Origin of the sequence: Deinococcus sp., from assembly GCF_018260405.1 — a bacterium.
Classification (GTDB): domain Bacteria; phylum Deinococcota; class Deinococci; order Deinococcales; family Deinococcaceae; genus Deinococcus.
Map to the genome: position 1 here is coordinate 1 of NZ_JAGLBG010000048.1, position 19,561 is coordinate 19,561.

At 63.3% G+C, this 19,561-nt stretch carries 13 protein-coding genes; 7 read left to right on the forward strand and 6 right to left on the reverse strand.

All coding sequences use genetic code 11. From position 1 onward, the window contains the following. Nucleotides 1-314: 314 nt before the first annotated feature. Nucleotides 315-2,624: a DUF5682 family protein gene (locus tag QZ269_RS07695; protein WP_291425980.1), complete on the forward strand. Its 2,310-nt coding sequence runs from the start codon at nt 315-317 to the stop codon at nt 2,622-2,624. A gap of 62 nt (nt 2,625-2,686) precedes the next feature. Then, a complete protein-coding gene (locus QZ269_RS07700; protein ID WP_291425982.1) occupies nt 2,687-3,337 on the forward strand; it encodes an MBL fold metallo-hydrolase in 651 nt (216 codons plus the stop codon). Between the two features lie 64 nt (nt 3,338-3,401). Here the strand turns inward: QZ269_RS07700 and thrC are convergent, their stop codons facing one another. Then, nucleotides 3,402-4,829, reverse strand: coding sequence for a threonine synthase (gene thrC / locus QZ269_RS07705; RefSeq protein ID WP_291425984.1), 1,428 nt, complete (start codon nt 4,827-4,829; stop codon nt 3,402-3,404). Nucleotides 4,830-5,072: 243 nt separating this feature from the next. On the opposite strand from thrC, the gene QZ269_RS07710 reads away from it, so the two are divergent. Continuing rightward, nucleotides 5,073-5,390 (forward strand): hypothetical protein, encoded by a 318-nt coding sequence (locus QZ269_RS07710; RefSeq protein ID WP_291425986.1) that lies wholly within the window; start codon nt 5,073-5,075, stop codon nt 5,388-5,390. Between the two features lie 183 nt (nt 5,391-5,573). On the opposite strand, the gene glyA is transcribed toward QZ269_RS07710, so the two are convergent. Both glyA and QZ269_RS07720 read right to left on the reverse strand, forming a co-directional pair. Next, a complete protein-coding gene (gene glyA / locus QZ269_RS07715) occupies nt 5,574-6,782 on the reverse strand; it encodes a serine hydroxymethyltransferase (protein WP_291425988.1) in 1,209 nt (402 codons plus the stop codon). 74 nt (nt 6,783-6,856) lie between these two features. Further along, on the reverse strand, nt 6,857-8,338 hold the full coding sequence (locus QZ269_RS07720) for a potassium/proton antiporter (protein WP_291425990.1): 1,482 nt from the start codon (nt 8,336-8,338) through the stop codon (nt 6,857-6,859). Nucleotides 8,339-8,563: 225 nt separating this feature from the next. Between QZ269_RS07720 and pheS the strand changes: the two genes are divergently transcribed. From pheS to QZ269_RS07740, 4 genes are all read left to right on the forward strand, one after another. Then, on the forward strand, nt 8,564-9,583 hold the full coding sequence (pheS, locus tag QZ269_RS07725; protein ID WP_291425992.1) for a phenylalanine--tRNA ligase subunit alpha: 1,020 nt from the start codon (nt 8,564-8,566) through the stop codon (nt 9,581-9,583). Between the two features lie 215 nt (nt 9,584-9,798). After that, entirely contained in the window at nt 9,799-10,227 is a 429-nt protein-coding gene (locus QZ269_RS07730; protein ID WP_291425994.1) for an NUDIX domain-containing protein, read from the forward strand. A gap of 283 nt (nt 10,228-10,510) precedes the next feature. Next, nucleotides 10,511-12,976 (forward strand): phenylalanine--tRNA ligase subunit beta, encoded by a 2,466-nt coding sequence (locus QZ269_RS07735; protein WP_291425996.1) that lies wholly within the window; start codon nt 10,511-10,513, stop codon nt 12,974-12,976. Nucleotides 12,977-13,398: 422 nt separating this feature from the next. Further along, nucleotides 13,399-15,522 carry a family 10 glycosylhydrolase gene (locus QZ269_RS07740; protein ID WP_291425998.1) on the forward strand — a complete coding sequence of 708 codons (2,124 nt, stop codon included), beginning with the start codon at nt 13,399-13,401 and terminating at the stop codon, nt 15,520-15,522. A gap of 20 nt (nt 15,523-15,542) precedes the next feature. Here the strand turns inward: QZ269_RS07740 and QZ269_RS07745 are convergent, their stop codons facing one another. The 3 genes from QZ269_RS07745 to hflX all read right to left on the reverse strand — a co-directional run bounded on the left by QZ269_RS07745 (nt 15,543) and on the right by hflX (nt 18,724). Next, nucleotides 15,543-15,779, reverse strand: coding sequence for a hypothetical protein (locus tag QZ269_RS07745; RefSeq protein ID WP_291426000.1), 237 nt, complete (start codon nt 15,777-15,779; stop codon nt 15,543-15,545). A gap of 22 nt (nt 15,780-15,801) precedes the next feature. After that, nucleotides 15,802-16,686: an endonuclease/exonuclease/phosphatase family protein gene (locus QZ269_RS07750; RefSeq protein ID WP_291426002.1), complete on the reverse strand. Its 885-nt coding sequence runs from the start codon at nt 16,684-16,686 to the stop codon at nt 15,802-15,804. A gap of 319 nt (nt 16,687-17,005) precedes the next feature. Next, the gene (gene hflX, locus QZ269_RS07755; RefSeq protein WP_291426003.1) at nt 17,006-18,724 is read right to left on the reverse strand and encodes a GTPase HflX; all 1,719 of its coding nucleotides are present in this window, start codon (nt 18,722-18,724) and stop codon (nt 17,006-17,008) included. Nucleotides 18,725-19,561 lie beyond the last annotated feature (837 nt).

A 19,561-nucleotide genomic window follows, 5' to 3' on the forward strand; every position in this document is an offset into this window, starting at 1 on the left:
CAGTTGGGACAGATCTTTTGCGTAATGTCCCTACTCTACCCCTTTCCGCTTCGCAAGTCCCCCTGCTGAGCAGTTACTATTTATGACTGAATGGGGTAAGTGAGAGTTATACCTAATCTTTCCACTCTGGACGCTCGGACACCCGCCGCGCCGCCTCCCGCTGAAACTCCCTCGGGGCTTCACCGCCTATCGGCCCGTAAACGCGCTTAAAGCACTCGGTCAATTCCTCACCAGTCATCCAGTTCTTTCTTCTTGCCCAGACCGCTCTTTTGGCTCGTCGGTCACGCCTGGTTCCTGCGCTCAAACGAGGTTCTATGCCCCAACTCCACATTTTCCCCATCCGTCATCACGGCCCCGGCTCGGCGCGTTCGCTGGAGCACGCGCTGGAGGCCCTGCAACCCGACATCGTGCTGGTCGAAGGCCCCGCCGATGCCGACGCCCTGCTGCCCTTCTTGACCCGCCCCGACACCGAGCCGCCCGTGGCGCTGCTGGCCTATGTGCAAGATGACCCCGCCCGCGCCTCGTTCTGGCCTTTCGCGGCCTTTAGCCCCGAGTATGTCGCCTTTCGCTGGGCCGCCAAAGCAGGCGCAAAGGCCCATTTCATGGATTTGCCCGCCAGTGCCACGCTAGGTTTTGGGGCACAAGACGAGGAGGAAGACCCTGGCCTCTCCAATGTTGACCTGCTCAATGTTGACCTGTACAGCGACCCCTTGCGCCTGCTGGCCGAAGCAGCGGGCTACAGCGACTTCGAGCGCTGGTGGGAAACGCTGGTCGAGGCCAGGGGCGGCCATGACGCAGGGGCCATGAGCCAGGAGGCACAGCCCACAGCCCATAGCTCGCCAGGCAAAGCCGACGGGCAAGTCTTCGCCGCCGTGCTGGAAGCCATGCACGCTGTCCGCGAGGATGTCCCGGCGGCGTCGGGCCGCGAGGCGATGCGCGAGGCCCAGATGCGCCAGACCATTCGCGCCGCGCTAGGGGAAGGCTTTCAACGGGTGGCGGTGGTCTGCGGGGCGTGGCACGCGCCTGCACTCGACCCGCAGGCGTTCGCGGCCAAGGACGACGCGGCGCTCCTTAAGGGCCTGCCGAAAGCCAAGGTCAGCCTGACCTGGGTGCCGTGGACACACGGACGCCTGAGCCAGAGCAGCGGCTACGGCGCGGGCGTGCGTTCGCCGGGGTATTACCAGCACCTGTTCAGCACGCCGCACAACGTCACCGAGCGCTGGTTTGCCCGCGCCGCTCGGCTGCTGCGTGAGGAAAAACTCGAGGCCAGCAGCGCCAGCGTGATCGAGGCGACCCGGCTTGCCAATAGCCTCGCCGCGCTGCGGAGCCGCGCCCTGCCGGGGCTGGACGAACTAAACGAGGCTGCCCTGAGCGTCTTTGGCTGGGACAGCGACCTGCCGCTGCGCCTGATCGGTGAAAAACTGATCGTGGGCGAGGCGCTGGGCCACGTGCCGGATGATACCCCCAGCGTGCCTCTGGCGCAGGATCTCGCGCGGCTGCAAAAGCGGTTGCGCCTGAAGGTGCAGGCCGAGCAGCACGAGCTGGCGCTGGACCTACGCAAAAACGGCGATCTGGAGCGCAGCGCCCTCTTTCACCGCCTGAAGTTGCTGGGCGTGCCCTGGGCGCAGGAAAGGTACTCGGCGGGCCTGGGCACCTTCAAGGAAAACTGGGCGCTGCGCTGGCAACCCGAATTCAGCGTGCGGCTGGTCGAGGCGAGTCGCTACGGTCAGACCGTCGAGGACGCCGCCACGGCGCATTCCATCGGCGCCGCCCGGAATGCAGGCACGCTGGCTGAACTGACCCAGCTGCTCGAAGAGATCCGCTACGCCGACCTGACCCGCGCCGTGCCGCCCGCGCTAGACGCCCTGAACGCCCGCGCCGCCCTGAGTGCCGATGTGGGCGACCTGCTCGACGCGCTGCCGCCGCTGGCGAGGCTGGCCCGCTACGGCGACGTGCGAGGCCGTGAGGGTGGGGGAGACGCCGCCGCCGCTGGAACCTTTCGCACGCTGCTGACGCGGGCGGCGGTAGGGCTGCCGACAGCCGCCATTTCGCTGAGCGCCGAGTCCGCCGAAGCCCTGCGCACCCAGGTGCAGCGTGGTGACGCGGCCATCCGGCTGCTGGATAGCGCCGACGCCTTGGCCGAGTGGCATGACGCTCTGGAGCGGCTGGCGGGCCGCGACGACGTGGCCCCGCTGCTGGCCGGTGACGCGGTGCGGCGGTTGCGCGACGCGGGCAGGCTCGGCGCCGCCGAGGTCGAGCGCCGTATGGGGCTGGCGCTGGGAGCCGCACAACCGCTAGACGTGACCGCTTGGCTTGGCGGCTTTCTGGGCGACAGCGGCACACTGCTGGTTCACGACGGTGCGCTGTTGGCGCTGCTCGACGACTGGCTGTGCGGGCTAGACGCCGAAGCCTTTCAGGAGACGTTGCCACTGCTGCGGCGAGTGTTTTCACGCCTGGGCAAACCCGAACGCCGCGCCATCGGTGAAAGTCTGCGCGGCAGCGGCCAACGGCTCACCGAAACTGAAATCGACGAGACGCTTGGCCTACAGGTCATCCCGGTGGTGGCGCGGCTGCTTGGCCTAGACGGACTCGGCTTGAAAGGTGCACCCCGAGCGGACTCGTAGAGCTGCGCCGCAGAGCGAGCAGGAGAGAAACGGCTTCCGGGTGAGTGGAGTATCTTCAGAATATGACTTTGCCTGCTCCCCAACAACACGGCGCCGTGCGACTCTGGTCGCTTCCGACTGGTCCCCTTCAGGAAAACACGTTGCTGGTGGCCGGAGCCGGGAACCAGGGCTTTTTGATCGATCCCGGCGACGATGCCGCGCAGATTCTGGAGCTGGTAAAGCAGTCGGGCATAACGGTGCAGGCCATTTTGCTAACCCATGCCCATTTCGACCATATCGGGGCGGTGCAGCCGGTGCGGGAGGCCCTGCGCGTGCCAGTCTACCTGCATCCCGCCGACGCGCCCCTGTATGCGGCGGCGGCCAGCAGCGCGGCCCGCTGGAACCTGCCGTTTGTGCAGCCCGACGCGCCCGAGCATCAGATCAGTCAGGGACAGGTTTTTACGGCGGGCGACCTGACGCTGATCGCCCGTGAACTGCCGGGCCACGCGCCGGGCCATGTGGTTTTTGTAAGCGAGGGCTTTGTGATCGCCGGAGACACCCTGTTTGCGGGCAGCATCGGGCGCACCGACCTGCCCGGCGGCAACCATCCCCAGCTGATCGAGGGCATTCAGCGTGAGCTGTTGCCTTTGCCCGCAGCGACGGCGGTGTATCCAGGGCACGGACCAGCGACCACCACCGGACGCGAGCAGCAGACCAACCCGTTTCTACGCTGAGGCGGGAGGCAGAGGCGAAAAGGAAAAATACGAATTTCGCGGAGTCCGTGTTACGCGTGCGTAATTACGAGTGCGTACTATTTCCCAGTTTCCCAGCGATAAACGCCTTCAGCGCTGCCACGTCATTCGGCAGCACCTCGCAAAAGCGTTCGCCTTTTTCAATCCCGGCAAAGCGTGCGGGGCGTTCGGGGGTGCGGCCCACCGCCTCTATCACGGTTTCCTCGAACTTGGCAGGCAGGGCGGTTTCCAGGCAGACCATCGGCACGCCGGGACGCTTAAATTGTTCGCCTACCAGCACACCATCAGCGGTGTGAGGGTCAATCAGGCGGCCAAATTGCGTGTCAATGCGTTTAATCGTCGCCAGGCGGTCAGCGTGGGTGCTGCGGCCCGACCTAAAGCCACTGGCCTGCACCGCGTCCCAGTGGGCCGAACCTTGCAGATTCACCGGACGAGACGCGCCAACTTCGTCCCACCAGCCTTTGGTCTGAAGAGCGTCGCTGCCCGCAATCAGGTACAGATAGCGCTCGAAATTGCTAGCTTTGCCGATGTCCATGCTGGGGCTGGAGGTTTGCGCGACCTGCGCGGCGGGCCGGACATGGTAGTTTCCGGTGGTAAAGAATTCGTGCAGTACGTCGTTTTCGTTGCTGGCGACCAGCAGGCGGCCAAGCGGTAGGCCCATGCGTTTGGCGAGGTATCCGGCGAACACGTTGCCGAAATTGCCACTGGGTACGCTGAAATCGGCCTCGGCCCCGGCAGGTAGCCCCAGCGCAAAGTAGCCCTTGAAGTAGTACACCGCCTGCGCCAGGACCCGCGCCCAGTTAATGGAGTTGACCGCGCCAATGTCATACTTCTGCTTGAATTCGGCGTCGCCGTTGACCTCTTTCACCAAATCCTGGCAATCGTCAAACACGCCCTCCACGGCAATGTTAAAGATGTTGGGTTCGTTCAGCCCGTACATCTGCGCCTGCTGAAAGGCACTCATGCGACCCTGTGGCGAGAGCATAAACACGTTCACGCGCGGCTTGCCGAGCATGGCATACTCGGCGGCGCTGCCCGTATCGCCCGAGGTCGCGCCCAGGATATTAAGCCGCTGGCCGCGTTTTTCCAGCGTGTACTCAAAAACGTGGCCCAGGAACTGCATCGCCATGTCCTTGAAGGCCAGACTGGGGCCGTTGGAGAGTTCCAGCAGGTACAGGCCGGAGTCGCCCAGCGGTGTCAGCGGCGTAATCTCGGGGCTGTGAAAGGCTTGCTCGGTGTAGGTGGCGTGCAGCAGCGCCCGTAAATCGGCTTCGGGAATGTCACTGATGAAGGGCCGCATGACTGCGTAAGCGAGGTCGGGGTAACTTAGGCCGCGCAGGGCTTCAATGTCTGTAGGCGAAAAGGTCGGGATGCTTTCGGGCATCGCCAGCCCCCCGTCGGGCGCGAGGCCCATCAACAGAACATCCGAAAACTGCCCCAGGTTGGCCGCGCCGCGCGTAGAAACGTACATCATGCGGTTACTGTAGCGAGTTAGAAGTGTGGGCACGGTCAGGGCGGCTAGGCGAGGACTGCTGCTGGATTCCCATAGTCTGCTGTGGCTGACCCTGAAACCTGGGCTTTTGCCTGCGCCGCTGCTCAAGTCCTTGCAGGCCGACCCCGCTGCTCACGCGCTACCAAGTCCCGCCGCTGCCCCTCAGTGTGCAGAGCGTGGCGAATGTGGACTGTAGACTGTACCCCCACGATCTATAATCCCCCCATGCGCCCCGCCTACCTCACCGCCGCCCGCGACCTGCAACTGGGCCGCGAATGGGCCGTCGAGGGCGAAACCCGCAAGGCGCTGGGGGCCTACCGCGACGCGCTGGATTTGCTCCGGACATTGCCCCCCGAGCGCACCCGCGACATCCTGTTGGGGCACGTGCATCTGGCGTTTTACCAGACCTACACGCTGATGGGCGACGCAAAAACAGGCCAGCACCACCTGCAACAGGGGGTCAGTTACGCCCGCAGCACCCGCGACCCAGTGGCCCGCGCCATTGCCGAGGAATGTCTGAGCGGGCTGGAAACGGTATTGTAAAACGCAAAAGGCCAGAGCACAGGAGTTGAAGAATAGCCCTGTTGCGAAAGTGGGGGTCAGGCCGCCCCGAGCGGACTGGCAAAGCGGGTTCGGGCACTTTTCCCAGACCCGCGTAACTGTAGCTATACAGCGCCAGCGGGAACAGGCCACCGCGCAGGGGCTAAACCACCCGGCCTTTTTGCCTTAGGGCAGCATGAACCCGCCCGCGAACTCGTGAACCTCGGCCTGCACGTCTTCGCCTGTTAGCGCCCGGTCGATCAGGTCGGCAATCTTGGGCATATCCTTTTCGGTCATGCCGCGTGTGGTCACAGCCGCCGTGCCGATGCGGATGCCGCCGCCGTGCATGATTTTCTCGGTGTCGTAGGGCAGCGTGGACTTGCTGATGGTGATGTGGTTGGCGTCCAGGGCCTTGGTCGCCTTGGTGCCGTTCAGCCCCTGTGCGCGTAGGTCGAGCACGAACAGGTGGTTGTCGGTGCCGCCGGAGACGACGCGGTAACCCCTCTTCTCGAACTCAGCGGCCAGGGCGCGGCAGTTGGCGATAATTTGTTTGGCGTACTGCTTGAATTCGGGTTGCAGCGCCTCGCCAAACGCTACCGCTTTGCCCGCGATGACATGCTCCAATGGGCCGCCCTGGTAGCCGGGGAACACGGCGCGGTCAATTTTGGCGGCAATCTCGGGGTCATTGCCCAGGATAATTCCGCCGCGTGGCCCGCGCAGGGTCTTATGGGTGGTGCTGGCGACCACGTGCGCGTGGGGCAGCGCGTTGGGGTGTTCGCCCGCCGCAATCAGGCCCGCGATGTGGGCGATGTCGGCAAACAAAATCGCGCCTACCTCGTCAGCAATGGCGCGGAAGGCCGCGAAGTCGATTATCCGGCTGTAGGCGCTGGCCCCGGCAATAATCATCTTCGGCTTGCTTTCCAGGGCAATGCGGCGCACCTCGGCCATATCGATCAGTTCAGTTTTTTCGTCTACCTTGTAGTCCACCATGCTGTAGCGCAGGCCCGAAAAGTTGGCCTTGTTGCCGTGCGTCAGGTGGCCGCCGTGCGAGAGGTTCATGCCCAGCACCACGTCGCCGGGTTCCAGCAGGGCGTTGTACACCGCGAGGTTAGCGCTGCTGCCACTGTGGGGCTGCACGTTGGCCCACGCCGCCCCGAACAGTTCCTTGGCGCGGTCAATGGCAAGTTGCTCGACCTTGTCCACCACTTCGCAGCCGCCGTACCAGCGTTTGCCGGGGTAGCCCTCGGCGTACTTGTTGGTCAGCAGGCTGCCCTGGGCCTCGCGCACGGCGGCGCTGGTGAAGTTCTCGGAGGCGATCAATTCCAGGCCGGTGCGCTGGCGTTCGCCTTCCTGGGCGATCAGGTCAAAAACAGCGGTGTCGCGTGGTTGGGTCATGCAGCTACGTTAACATTCCGGGTGCGACCGGGCAGCCGAGGTGTCTTTGCAGGTCAGACGAGCCGGTGCCCCGCCTACCTCCCGCTAGCGGCCTGCGCGGGACGACTTAAGCGCATCTGAATCCGCTCCAGGTCTTCTGGCCCGCTTAGCACCAGCACATTGTCGCCAGCCTGCAACTCGGTCGGGCCTTTGGGAATCAGGAACTTACCGCCCCGGTTGACCAGCACCACCAGCGCGTCGGGCGGCAAGTTTAGGTCCATGATGCGCTGGCCCGCGCCCAGGCTGCCGGGCATGACTTCCACCTCGACCATCGCGTTTCTGCTGTGGCCGGTGGGGGTGTAGCTGATCGGGTACTCGGTCTGGGTCGGCAATTCGGCGCGTACACCCAGCCAGTGCGCCACTCGCACCAACGTGGTGCCTTGCAGCAAAACGCTGGTCAGCACAATGAAAAACACGATATTGAACAACTCGTGGGCCTGCGGGACTTTTGCCACCAGCGGAAAGGTCGCCAGCACAATCGGCACTGCGCCGCGCAGCCCAGTCCAGGCGACCATATTGCGCTGGTTAAAAGGCATGTTGCTAAGCAGCAGCGCAATATGCACGCTGAGGGGCCGCGCTACCAGCACCAGCACCAGCGCACAGGCCAGAGACAGCCCGGCGGTGGGCCAAAGCTCGTGCGGATTGACCAGCAGCCCCAGCGTCAGGAACATCACGACCTGCATAATCCAGGCGATGCCGTCGTGAAAAGACAAGATGGTACGCTTGTGAATAAATTCAGCGTTACCAATGATGACCCCGGCAATATAAATCGCCAGGAAGCCGCTGCCGCCCACCACCGCCGTGGCATTAAACACAATCAGCGCCAGCGCGAGGCTGAGCACCGAATGCAGGCCCTCAAATTGCAACTGAAAGCGGTTCAGCGCCCGCAGCGCCAGATACCCCAGCACGCCGCCCATAACTGCGCCCAGCACCATCTCTTCCAGAAACAGTGGCACGATGCTCAAGATGCCTGCGCCGGGGTGGGCTATCAGTTCCAGAATACCTAGCGTCAAAAAAACCGCCATCGGATCATTGCCGCCGGATTCAAATTCCAGCAGCGGCGCAATCTGCCCCTTTAGGCCCAGCGCCCGCTCCTTGAGCACACTGAAAACGGCGCTGGCATCGGTGCTGGAGACAATCGCGCCTAGCAGCCACGCGGGCAACCACTCCCAGTGAAAGGCGAAGTGCGTAAACGCCGCCATCACGCCCGCCGTGACCAGTACGCCGATGGTGGCGAGGCTTACGCCCTTGCGAATCACCGGCTTGGTGTGCCCCCAGTCGGTACCCAGCCCGCCCTGAAACAGAATGAAGCACAGCGCCACCGTTCCTAGCGTCTGCGCCAGCTGATAGTCGCCGAATTCAATGCCCAGGCCGTCGGTTCCGGCCAGCATGCCCACGCCTAAAAAGAGCAGCAGCCCCGGAATCCCCAGCCGCCCGCCCAGCCGACTGACCACCAGACTGACCACCAGCAGAACGCCCGTGGCGAGCAGAAAAACTTCCGGATTGACCTCGCTCATAGCCTCATCTTAAAGGGCATCTGGTAGGCTAGGCGGCGTGAACGGTAGACTTTCGCCACTAACCGGCTGCGGGTAGACGCCGGGCTGATTGCCGTCCTGTGCGCCGTCCCGCCCCCGCTGTGTGCTGGCGGGATTTTTTTGAGTCCTGAGCCGTGAGCGTTCGCCAAAAGCCCCCCCCCGTTTACTTTTAAGGCGCGTAGCTCATGGCCCCAACCGGAGGAACCTATGCAGGAACAAGCCATTCAGGAAATCAACGCCGCCGACACGCTGGAAACGCTCCAGGCCGTCAAGACTAAGTATATGGGCAAGTCCGGCCTCGTCACCAAAGAACTGGGCACCCTGGGCAAGCTGGCCCCCGAGGAGCGCCGGGTACGCGGCGCGGAAATCAACGTGATCCGGGCCGCGATTCAGGCCGCGCTCGAAGAAAAGGAAGCGGGACTTAAACGCGCCGCGCTGGATGCCAAACTGGCGAGCGAAGCCATAGACGTAACGCTGCCAGGGCTGGGGCTGCCCAGTGGCAGCCTGCACCCTATTTCCCGTGTGTACGACGACCTTATTGGCATTTTCACCCGCATGGGCTACGAGATCGCCGAGGGGCCGGAAGTGGAAGAGGAGCACTACAACTTTGAGGCGCTGAACATCCCCTGGTATCACCCCGCCCGCGAGTTGCAAGACACCTTCTGGCTGGAAGATGGGCGGCTGTTGCGCACCCACACCAGCAACATGCAGATTCGCTACATGATCGAGCACGACCCGGATTTGAAAATGGTCAGCCGTGGCAAGGTCTACCGCTACGAGGCCACCGACGCCACCCACGAGGCGATGTTTCATCAGCTCGAAGGGTTGGTGGTGGGCGACGGTATCAGCATGACCGACCTCAAGGGCACCATTGCCGAGATGGCGCGGGGGCTGTACGGCGCGGGCGCGAAAGTGCGCTTTCAGCCCAGCTATTACCCCTTCGTGGAGCCGGGGGCCGACTTTGCCATTTACTGGGAAAACCCGCGTGGCGAGAGCAAATGGCTCGAGCTGGGCGGCTGCGGCATGGTACACCCCAACGTCTTTAAGGCCGTGGACGACCTGCGCGAACTGGCCGGAAAGCCGCGCCTGTACGAAGAGAAAACGGGCTTTGCTTTCGGGCTGGGGCCGGAGCGGATTGCCATGCTGAAATACGGAATTCCGGACATTCGCTACTTCTACGCCAACGACCCCAGGGTGATGGGGCAGTTCCGGGGGGAATTGGGGTAAGCAGCCAGCTGCTGGCGCCTTTGCATCCAGCACCAAGAATCGGGTGGGAGACACTGCACCTTGACCCTAGAGGCCGTCTGTTTCATTGACCACCTGCAAGGGCACCGGGTTGCCAACTCTACGCCCGACCATTCTCTTTTCTGCCCCTCGCTCTGCGGCGCAGCCCTACGAGTCCGCTTGACACGAGTCCGTATAGCATCACTTCGAGGTACTCCATGACCCCCAATCAACCCCTACGCCCCCGCGCCGCCGCCCTCATCTTCAACGACCAGCACCAGATTGTGCTGATGCTGCGCCGCAAAAATGGCAACCATTACGCCACGCTCCCCGGCGGCGGCATCGATGAAGGCGAAACCCCCGCCGTAGCCTGCGCCCGTGAGGTGCTGGAAGAGGTCAACCTGACCGTAAAGGTGGGCCAGCAGGTGCTGGAAACGGACAATCTCCAGAGCCACGAGCATTACTTTGTGTGTGAGGTGATCGGCGGCGAAATGCGCCTGGGCGACGGCCCCGAGGCCATCCGCCAGAGTGAAGACAACCACTACGAGCCGCAGTGGGTGGATATCTCGCGGCTGGCTGAGGTGAATCTGGTGCCGGAAGTGCTGCGTGAATTGGTCAAAAAGGTCGGTGCCAGTGTCGGAAAGTGAAGCAGGGAAAAGCGGGAGTGCAGCGGGCCTGAGCACAGGCGGTCGCTGAAATTCGCGCTGTAATAGACCTCTTGCGAGAGTGGGGGTCGGGCCGCCCCGAATCGCCGCTTTTGCCGAGCAGGGCGGGTCAGAGTAAGCCTAATTAGAATAACCGGGCGACCTTTGCAAGAGGTCTAATGTTGGCGGGCTTTTTTATGCCGCCTTATACAAATTCCGAAAAAGATTTGCTCGGCGTGTATTCGCTGGAAAAGTTGCTTGAAACTTACCCCTACGAGGTCAACCTATGAAACTCCCCTACTCCTGGATCAAAGAACTGATTCCCCAACTGCCGCCCGTGACCGAACTGGAACCCATTTTCGCCCAGTTGGGTCTGCCGCTCGAAGGCATTGACGAGTCGCCTGCCCCGCCCGCTGGCGTGCTGCTGGCTGCCGTGCAGGCTGCCGAACCCATGCCCGGCACGCAACTGACCAGGCTGACGTTGGACGTGGGGCCGCAGGGGACGCAAACCGTCGCTACGGGCGCCGCTAATGCGGTGGGCCTTCCCGTTGGCACGGTGGTCGCGCTGGTGACCCCCGGCACGACCCTGGGCGAAATGACCTACGGCGTGCGCGAAATGCAGGGCGTACAAAGCTGGGGCATGTGCGCCAGCGCCAAGGAACTGGGCATCGGCGAGAGCAATGCCGGGATCCTGACCTTTCCGGCGGGCACAGCTCAACCCGGTACGCCCATGCATCAGCTTTGGCCCGTCGACAGCGTGCTGGACATTGAAGTCACGCCCAACCGCGCCGACGTGCTCAGCGCCCTGGGGCTGTGCCGCGACCTCGCCGCGTTCCTGAAGCTGGATTTGAAGGAACCCATTATCCCCGCCGCGCCCACCCAGCCGGGAGAAATTAGCATTTCGCTGCCTCCCAAAGGCCGCATACTGGAACGTGACCCGCAGAAAAAAGTGCGCTTCGGCTCTGACCATTTTGCCGCCCGTGCCGTGAGTGGGGTGCAAAACGGCCCCAGCCCGCTGTGGATGCAGCGCCGCGTGAGCCTTGCCGGAATGCGCCCAATTGACCTGATTGTGGACACCAGCAACTACGTGATGCTGGAACTGGGTCAGCCCACCGCGCTGTATGACCGCCGTGACGTGGCAAATGACCGCCTGGTGGTGGCGTTTGGCCTGCGCGGCGGCGAACTGGTCAAGGATTTGCTGGGCAACACGCACCAGATGGGGCCAGAAGACCTCCTGATTCTGGACGGCGCAATGGCCGACGAGCCGGTAATGACGGTGGCTGACGCTTTCTCGGTGATGGGCGAGCCGAAGCAGGGTTCGCATGTGCTGGGCGTAGCGGGCATCGTGGGCAGCGACCACGGGCATGTCCGGGCCGACACGCGCGACGTGGTAGTCGAGGCCGCGCACTTTGACCCCGTTTTGCTGCGCCTGACCGCGACCCGTTTGGGCCTCAAGACCGACGCCGTGTACCGCTATGAACGCGGCGTAGATCCGTTGCTGGCCCCCAAAGCGGCCGTGCGCGTGGCCGAACTGCTGCGCGAATATGGCGGCGCCACGCCCGAAGCGGGGCAAACACTGGTCGGGACGCCGGAACTGCCCGCCGACATCACCACCACGGGCGACCAGATTCGCAAGCTGCTGGGAATGCAGATTGACACGGCAGAAATGCGCGACATTCTGACCCGTTTGGGCTGTGCGGTAGCGGGCGAAGGCGACCACCTGAGTGTCACGCCCCCGTCCTGGCGGGTGGATATGCTGATCTGGCAAGACCTGGCAGAAGAAGTGGCCCGCTTGCACGGCTTCGTGAACCTGCCCGAGACCCTGCCCCACCTGCGCGTCCACGACAGCAATCTGGGTGCATCGGCGCCCAGCGAAAACCGCGCCAACCTACGCCGCGTGCTGAGCGGTCTGGGCTTTCAAGAAGCTGTAACTTACACCTTTACCAGCGATGACGAGGCGCAAAAAGCCCGCACCGAAGCGCCGAATGTCCGCCTTCGTAACCCAATGACCGCTGAGCGCACCGGGATGCGTACCGCGCTGTATCCCTCGCTGCTGGGCGCGGCGGGCGGCTATGGCAAGGGCGAGCGCGCGCTGCTCTTTGAACTCGGGCGGATTTTCCCGGCAGCAGGCGAAACCGAGCGCCTGGGCCTGCTGATGCGCGGCGACCTCGCGGCCAAAACCTATCAAGACGGCGTACGCGGCGGCTTCAGCGTCTTCAAAGGGTTGGTGCAGAGCTTTGCGTCGGCGCTGGGGGCGAGTTTTGAATTGGAGCAGGCGCGTGAAGGCGACCTGCCCGCCGCGTTGCACCCCGGTATTGCTGGACACGTTCTGTGGAACGGGCAAAAGGTGGGCTGGCTGGGCGCACTGCACCCCGAAATCGCCGCCGACTTTGGGCTGAAGGGTGACACTTTTATTCTGGAAGTCGCCCTGCCGCTGCCGGGCCGCGAGTGGGCCTTTACCGACCCCAGCCGCGCCCCCGCCGCGTGGCGCGACCTGGCGGTGATTGCGCCCCAGAGCGTCAGCTACGGCGAAATCGTGCAGGTGTTGCAGGGGGCGGGCGACAGCATTCTGGAAAGTGTGGAGCCTTTCGATGTGTTCACGGGCGAGCAGGTCGGCGCGGGCAACCGCTCGGTGGCGGTGCGGATGACCTACCGGGACGCCAAAACGCTGACCGACGAGGAAGTGGAGCCGGTGTTTGCCGCGCAGATTGCGGCGGTGCGCGCCAAAGGGTGGGATATTCGAGACAAGTGAGATAAGCAGACCTGAAAGACCACTTGGCGGGCCAGCGGATTTACTGGTTGTGCCAAGTGCCTTTCTTGCTGCGCTTTTCAGTGTGATGTGGTGGGTTATTAGGCGAGACCTAAGTACGTTGAAGCTAACATTGCGAGATTCCGGGAAAGCACCGGAACCTCTCCATTCCCGCTCCAACGTACTTTCTTCTGCTACGCGCTCCGCGCGGTTTATCTACAAGATAAACGCAGTGTACTTAGTTGAGCGCAGCGGCTGTTTTCCTGTACACAGAGTGCTGAGCAGGCCCTTTTTAGCCGCCGTAACAAGTGTCTTTGGGAAAGCCCGTCTTCAGATCACGCCCGACAGCAGGTCAAGTGGGCCGCACAGACGGCGCACGACTCATTTCAAAGTCACGAGTGTAGGTTAGTCTCTCTCCTGAACCTATGAGTCCTGCTTCCCTGCGCCGCGCCTTTTTTCTGACTATGCTGCTTTCCTCGGCGCTCTGGGCGCAGGCGCAACTGGCCCTGAAGCCGGAGGTCAGTGATCCTGAGACGAGTCTGCCAGCGGCAGTCACCACAGCGCCCGTGATCCCTATGGTGATTCCCCCTGTTCTGCTGCCCGACGCGCCGCCCCCCACCCTAGTGCCGCCTGCTTCAGTGCCGATTGCCCCGGTACAGCCTGCTCCCGTTGGGCCTGTCCCGCCTGTGGTGCCCGTGATTCCGGTGCCAGTAACTCCGGTGCCAGTAACTCCGGTGCCCGTGATTCCGGTGCCAGGCGCACCAGTTCCGGCTGCACCAGTTCCGGTCATACCAGTGCCCGTGATTCCTGTCCCGTCCATCACACCGGTGGCCCCCGCTCCGGCTCTGCCCGGCCATTCGGCGCTGCCGACTGCTCCAGTGCCCTCAGCGGTGCCTGAAAACCCGGTGCTGCCCACGTTGCCCCCGGTGGCCGTGCGCGGGCTGTGGGTAGACGGCTTCGGGGTGGGCCTGAAAACCCGTGCTCAGGCCAAACAGACCGTGAACGACGCCGCGCGTCTGGGGATCAATACGCTGTTCGTGCAGGCCATTCGCCGGGGCGACTGCCTGTGCATGAAAAGTGGCCTGCCGCTGGCGACCGACAGCGACCTCGAAAAGAACTATGATCCGCTGGCCGTGGTGACCCGGCTGGCCCACGATAAGGGAATCCGCGTGATCGCCTGGGCCAGTGTAACGGGCATCATCAATGTTGCCTCGCCCAGCAAGGACCCCAAACATGTGATGTGGTCGCACGGGGCCAATTCGCATGACTCTTGGCTGGCCCGCCGCACCGACGGTAGCTGGCAGGTGGGCAGTGACGGCTGGCTCGACGCCGGGATTCCGGCTGCCGCCGACTACGCCGCGCAGAGCGTGGTCAATCTGGTACGTTATTACGATATAGACGGTGTGCAGCTTGACCGCATCCGTTATCCCGACGGGGGAAACTGGGGCTACGATCTCAAGACCATTACCCGCTTCAATGCCGAGATGGGTAAGCGCGGTCGGCCTCTTCCCAGTGACCCAGTGTGGCAGCAGTGGAAACGCGATCAGGTCACGGCCCTGGTGCGCCGCATCGCACTGGAGGTCAAAAGCCTGCGCCCCGGCGCTTGGATGACGGCGGCTACCATCACCTACGGCACGCCGCCGCGCGTGGGCGACCCGGACGGTTTCCGTAACTCTCAGCCCTACAACGACGTGCTTCAGGACTGGGTCACCTGGATTCATGAGGGCCTGATCGATCTTAACGTGCCCATGAACTACAAGCGCGACGGGGTGGGCGACCAGGGCGCGTGGTTTACCGGCTGGAACGCCTATGCGGGCAGTGTGCGAACCCGCGCCGACGGGCTGGTTGCGCCGCTGGCAATCGGCACGGCGCTTTACCTCAACACCCCGCAGGTCAGTGCGTCGCAGGCCGCCCGCAGCGTGCAGGCGGGGCTGGGCTGGGTGGGGTACTCGTACCGCGTCCCCACGCTAGCGAGTAGCCGCGAAACGCTGGTGCAGGGCCTCGAAACGCTGCGCCAGGCGTTGACGGCCCCCGGCGCGGTACTGGCGACGCCGCAGCGCTGGCAAGACACGCCGCCGACCTCACACGGCTTGATAGGCCGGGTAAGCGGGGTCACGTGGCCCGGCCACCGCACTGTCGAGGCGTGGCAGGCCGGGCGTCTGGTGGCGACCTCGCTGACCGACGGCAACGGCTACTACGGCTTTTTGACACTCCCGGCAGGCAAAACCGAAGTCCGGGTCGGCGGGCAAAGCTGGACCGATACCGTGCCTGATAAGCAGGTGGTGCATTTTCCCGACCTGCTGCTGAGCGACAGCCCGGCCCCGGTCAAGAAAACCCCAGCCCAGGCGGCTTCCTTGCCAGTCTCCTTGCTAGCCCCCAAAGGTAGGGTGGCCCTGCCACTGCTGACGGTGCCGGGTAGCCGAAGCTCTGTGCCGAAGCTCGCGCTTCCAGTTCTCAAGACTTCAGCACTCAAGACTCCAGCGCTCAGGACACCGGTCAAGCTCAGATCCACGCGCTCTATCTTGCCGACGGTCACGCCAAAACGTTAACGACGATGCCGCCCTCTGCCTTACAACTGCTGATCGCCCTGGTGCTGGCCGGGCTGACCTTTGCCGTGGGTGGCCCGCTGTCCATCGGCGGGGGCCAATCTGTCGACGCGCTGGACGCTTTTTTGCTGGTGTTCGCCCTGGTCAATTTGCGTCTGGGCTGGAACGCGGCCAACACCTCGGGCGGGGGCCGCGCACCGGGCTGGTTTGTCGCGCTGGGACTGCTGACGGCGGCCCTGATCACCTACGCGATGATTCATGCGCTGACGCCCCGTCCTGAAGCTACTCGTGGTATTCGACCAGCAGAGGCCGGTGATCGCTGCCTGCTCCTGGCCACACCTGGGCGCGGACAGGCGTCAGGTCACGGGTCATCTGATGGTCTATACGCAGTTTGAAACTGGGAAAAGTCCAGCCCGGCCCACGCCCAGCCCGGTCAAAGGCGTCGGGGCCGTACATGCCCTGCAACCGGCGATAGACCAGGCCACGCGGGGGGGTATTCAGGTCGCCTCCCAGCAAAATGGGGCCTTCAGTTTGAAGCGCAATCTGCCGGAGTAGCTCCACCTGTTCATCCCGCGCATTCCGCGTGCGCCGGGTCGGGGCCAGGTCGCCTCTGAGCAAGGGCGAGAGCAGCACCGCGCTCAGGTGAGCATTAACCACGTTCAGCGTGTGGCCCTGCCAGCTAAGGGGTAGGACCAGCACCTCGCGCTGCATCTGCGGTAGGGGAAATGTGCGGGCACTCTGCATAGGCAGGCGCGAAAGAACCGCGACTTCCGTCCCGTGCGCCGAGGTGTAGTCCGGCAAGTAGGCTTCGAGTTGCCCGGCAAAACCGCCCTGCACGAAATTGGTTTCCTGAAGGAGAATCACGTCGGCGTCGGTGCTTTTTAGGAAGTTCGCCAGCCGCTCGGGAGAGGTCATGGTGCCCCGCGCCACGTTATAGGTCAAGACACGTAGCCTCTTGTCCGGCGCGGCGGCCTGCTGGGGCTTCCAGTGAAAAAACCCCGCGCCCCACAGCGCCAGCAGGGTCGCCAGGAGCACCGCACCGAGCCTGCGACGGCGCAGCAGCACCCACAGCCACACCAGTGGCGCGGGCAACAGCCAGAGCACGGGCGGCGCATAGGCCAGCAGCAGGGTGGGCAGGGTACGTTCGCCGACATGGTTCCCAAGCACCCAGCCAAGTGCTACGCAAAGTAGGTATCCCAGTGCCACAGGTGAGCGAGATCGGCGGGCGTGGTCGGCAGTCGGCACGCCCTCCAGCATGGCATACAGTACCGGTTCCAATAGTACCGCCTCTGATTGAACCGGGCCGTTTTGGATTCAGTCCGGGCGCAGGCGCGTGTCCGGGGAAAGCGCCCGAATTCGCTCTGCTTCGCCGCTCTAGGAATCCACTTCCCCCAGCTCCTTTTTGCCTTCTCGTTCTACTTGGGGCAGAGGTGCATCATTGCTGCGCTCTCTACCCCGTAGGTACTTCTTGCCGTTCCTGTTCGGCTCAGCGCAGGGCCAGTCGCACCGCCCGCGCCTCTTCCTGCCGGGCCAGTTCCGCCCGCTGTACCTGGGCTACCGCATCGGCTAGGGCTTCTTTCAGCTCCAGTATCCCCGAACTCTTAAGGGCGCTGACCGGAATACCCCCGGTGCGGTCTACTTCACGGGCAAGTTGTTCTGGCGCCGCACTGTCGGCCTTGTTCAGCGCGATAACGGTGGGCATATCGCGCAAATCAAGCTCTTCCAGAATGCGGTTCACAGCCTCCAACCGCTGATCGGCCCCCACACTGGCTACGTCCACCACATGCAGCAGCACGTCGGCGTCGCCAATTTCTTCCAGTGTAGAGCGGAAAGCGCGGGTTAAATCCTTGGGCAGGTCGCGGATAAAGCCCACCGTGTCGGTAAAGATGACCTGTCCGATGCCGTCAACAAAGCCCTGGCGGCTGGTCGGGCGCAGCGTGGCAAACAGTTTGTTCTCGGCCAGTACGCGCCGGGGTTCCTCGGCGGCGTGGGTGAAGGTGTTCAGCAGCGTTGATTTGCCCGCGTTGGTGTAGCCCACAATCGAAATCACCGGCACGTCGTTGCGCTCGCGGCTCTTGCGGCGTTCTTCGCGGCGCATGGCCACGCCTTCCAGTTGCTTTTCCAGAAAGCTGAGGCGGTCATTAATCCGGCGGCGGTCCAGCTCTAGCTTGGTTTCCCCTGGTCCGCGCGTGCCAATGGCCCCGCCCCCGGCACTGCCCCCGCCGCCCCCGATGCGCGAGAGCTGCCCCCCAGCCCCCAGCAGGCGCGGTTTCATGTACCGCAGCTGCGCCAGTTCCACTTGCAGCCGAGACTCGACGCCCTGGGCGTGCAGCGCAAAAATATCCAGAATCAGCTGGGTGCGGTCTACGACTTTCAGGCCAGTCGCCATTTCTATTTCGCGGGCCTGTGCCGGGCCAAGTTCCTGCCCAAAAATGAGCAGATCGGCGTCGAGGTGATAGGCCTTACTGGTCAGTTCTTCCAGCTTGCCCTCACCAACCAGCGTGCCCGCCTTGAGGTGGCGGCGGTAGATCAGTTCGCTGTAGACCACTTCCGCGCCAGCAGTGCGGGCCAGTTCGCCCAGTTCGTCGAGGCGTTCCTCGGCATCGAATTCACCCTGGTCAATCTGCACCAGAATGGCGCGTTCGTGGTGCTTTTTCGCCTCGCGCGTGCGGGCTGTGCGGGCAATTTCTTCTTCCAGCGCTGCAACCTGTGCACCCAGGTCAAATTCGTCGACCTCGAAGGGCTGCGCGGGCGGCAGAATGCGCCAGTCTTCTTCCTCGCCCACGGTGCCGGGAGGCGTCAGGTGCGCGGTGTGAATTAGGCCGGGGCGTCCGTCGTGGCCCACTTCAATGGCCGAAACCGCGTCCAGGCGTCTTAGAAAGAGAGTCGAAAGGTCCCCTTTGCTCAGCGGCCCGCCTTTGGGGTGAGTGTGCAGCAGGTGAAATCCGGCGAGGCGGTATTCGCCCATACGCAGATCGGGAAATTCGCTGCCCCGCGCGTCGGCCACACTGACCGAGATCACGCGGCCCCGGCGGTCGATCAGCACGCCGACTTCGCGCCGTATGTCGTGCGAAAGCTCAGCCAGATTGCGGGCCAGTTCCGGCGACCCCACGCGCCCCGGCTCTATGCGGCGGCGGTACAGGTTTTCGAGGGCTTTTTTCTGTGCCGGGCGCAGGCCCGAGAGATTACCGTGGACTTTATCTATGGTCGGTCACTTCCTTATCTGAGAGTAGGTTGTCGGGGGAATGGCGTAAGGGGGAGTACGAACTGCCGTCTAGTTTGACAACTCGCATAGACACCGGGCTGCCAACTCCACGCCCAAAATCCGGTTTGTTTCTGCTCACTTTGCGGCGCAACGCTACGAGTCGGCCCGGGTTAAAGGATGTTGTCAACCTTTCAACCGGAGTTCGTGCAGCTGCCCAGGCAGAGGAGCTACGCTCGACTCACGCGGGCCGCAGGGGTGCAAAGAGAACAGCAGTTCAGGTGCTGGGGAGAAGATCGCCCCGTTCCGGCTCAGAAATGGCTCTGGCATTGCTCGCAGCCTAGCGCAACAGCCAGCGGTCAATATGTGCCGTTCAAACGAAAGTCTTGATCATCGTGGGGCCAGCGTAGAGCGTAGGACAGGCTGGGCGCATCAGCCAGTTGGCGTAGCGCGGCCCGCAGGCCGTGCTCTTTGCTCTCACTCGCTCTGCGGCGCCGCTCTACGGATCCGTATTGTTCATTGCGCCCAGCTGTTTGGCCTCGTCACTTGGTACGCGCCGCTTATCGAGAGGCCTTTTTATCGTCTCAGACGGATTCCGCTAAATTCCGCCACAGTCGGAAGAGCACCGCCTGCGGCTCCAAACCGCGAAACCCGTATGCTATTCCTACTCGCGTCCGCTCGGATTGATTCAGAACAGCACCGAATCAATCGGAATCCGTATCAGACCTGCATATGCAGAATTTCAACCGGATTCCAATGCATATTGAAATCCGGACGAAATTCATTTATGCAGTGTTCCCAGCAGGGAATTCAGGGTTTGTTGGGGCGTCGGGGCATTAG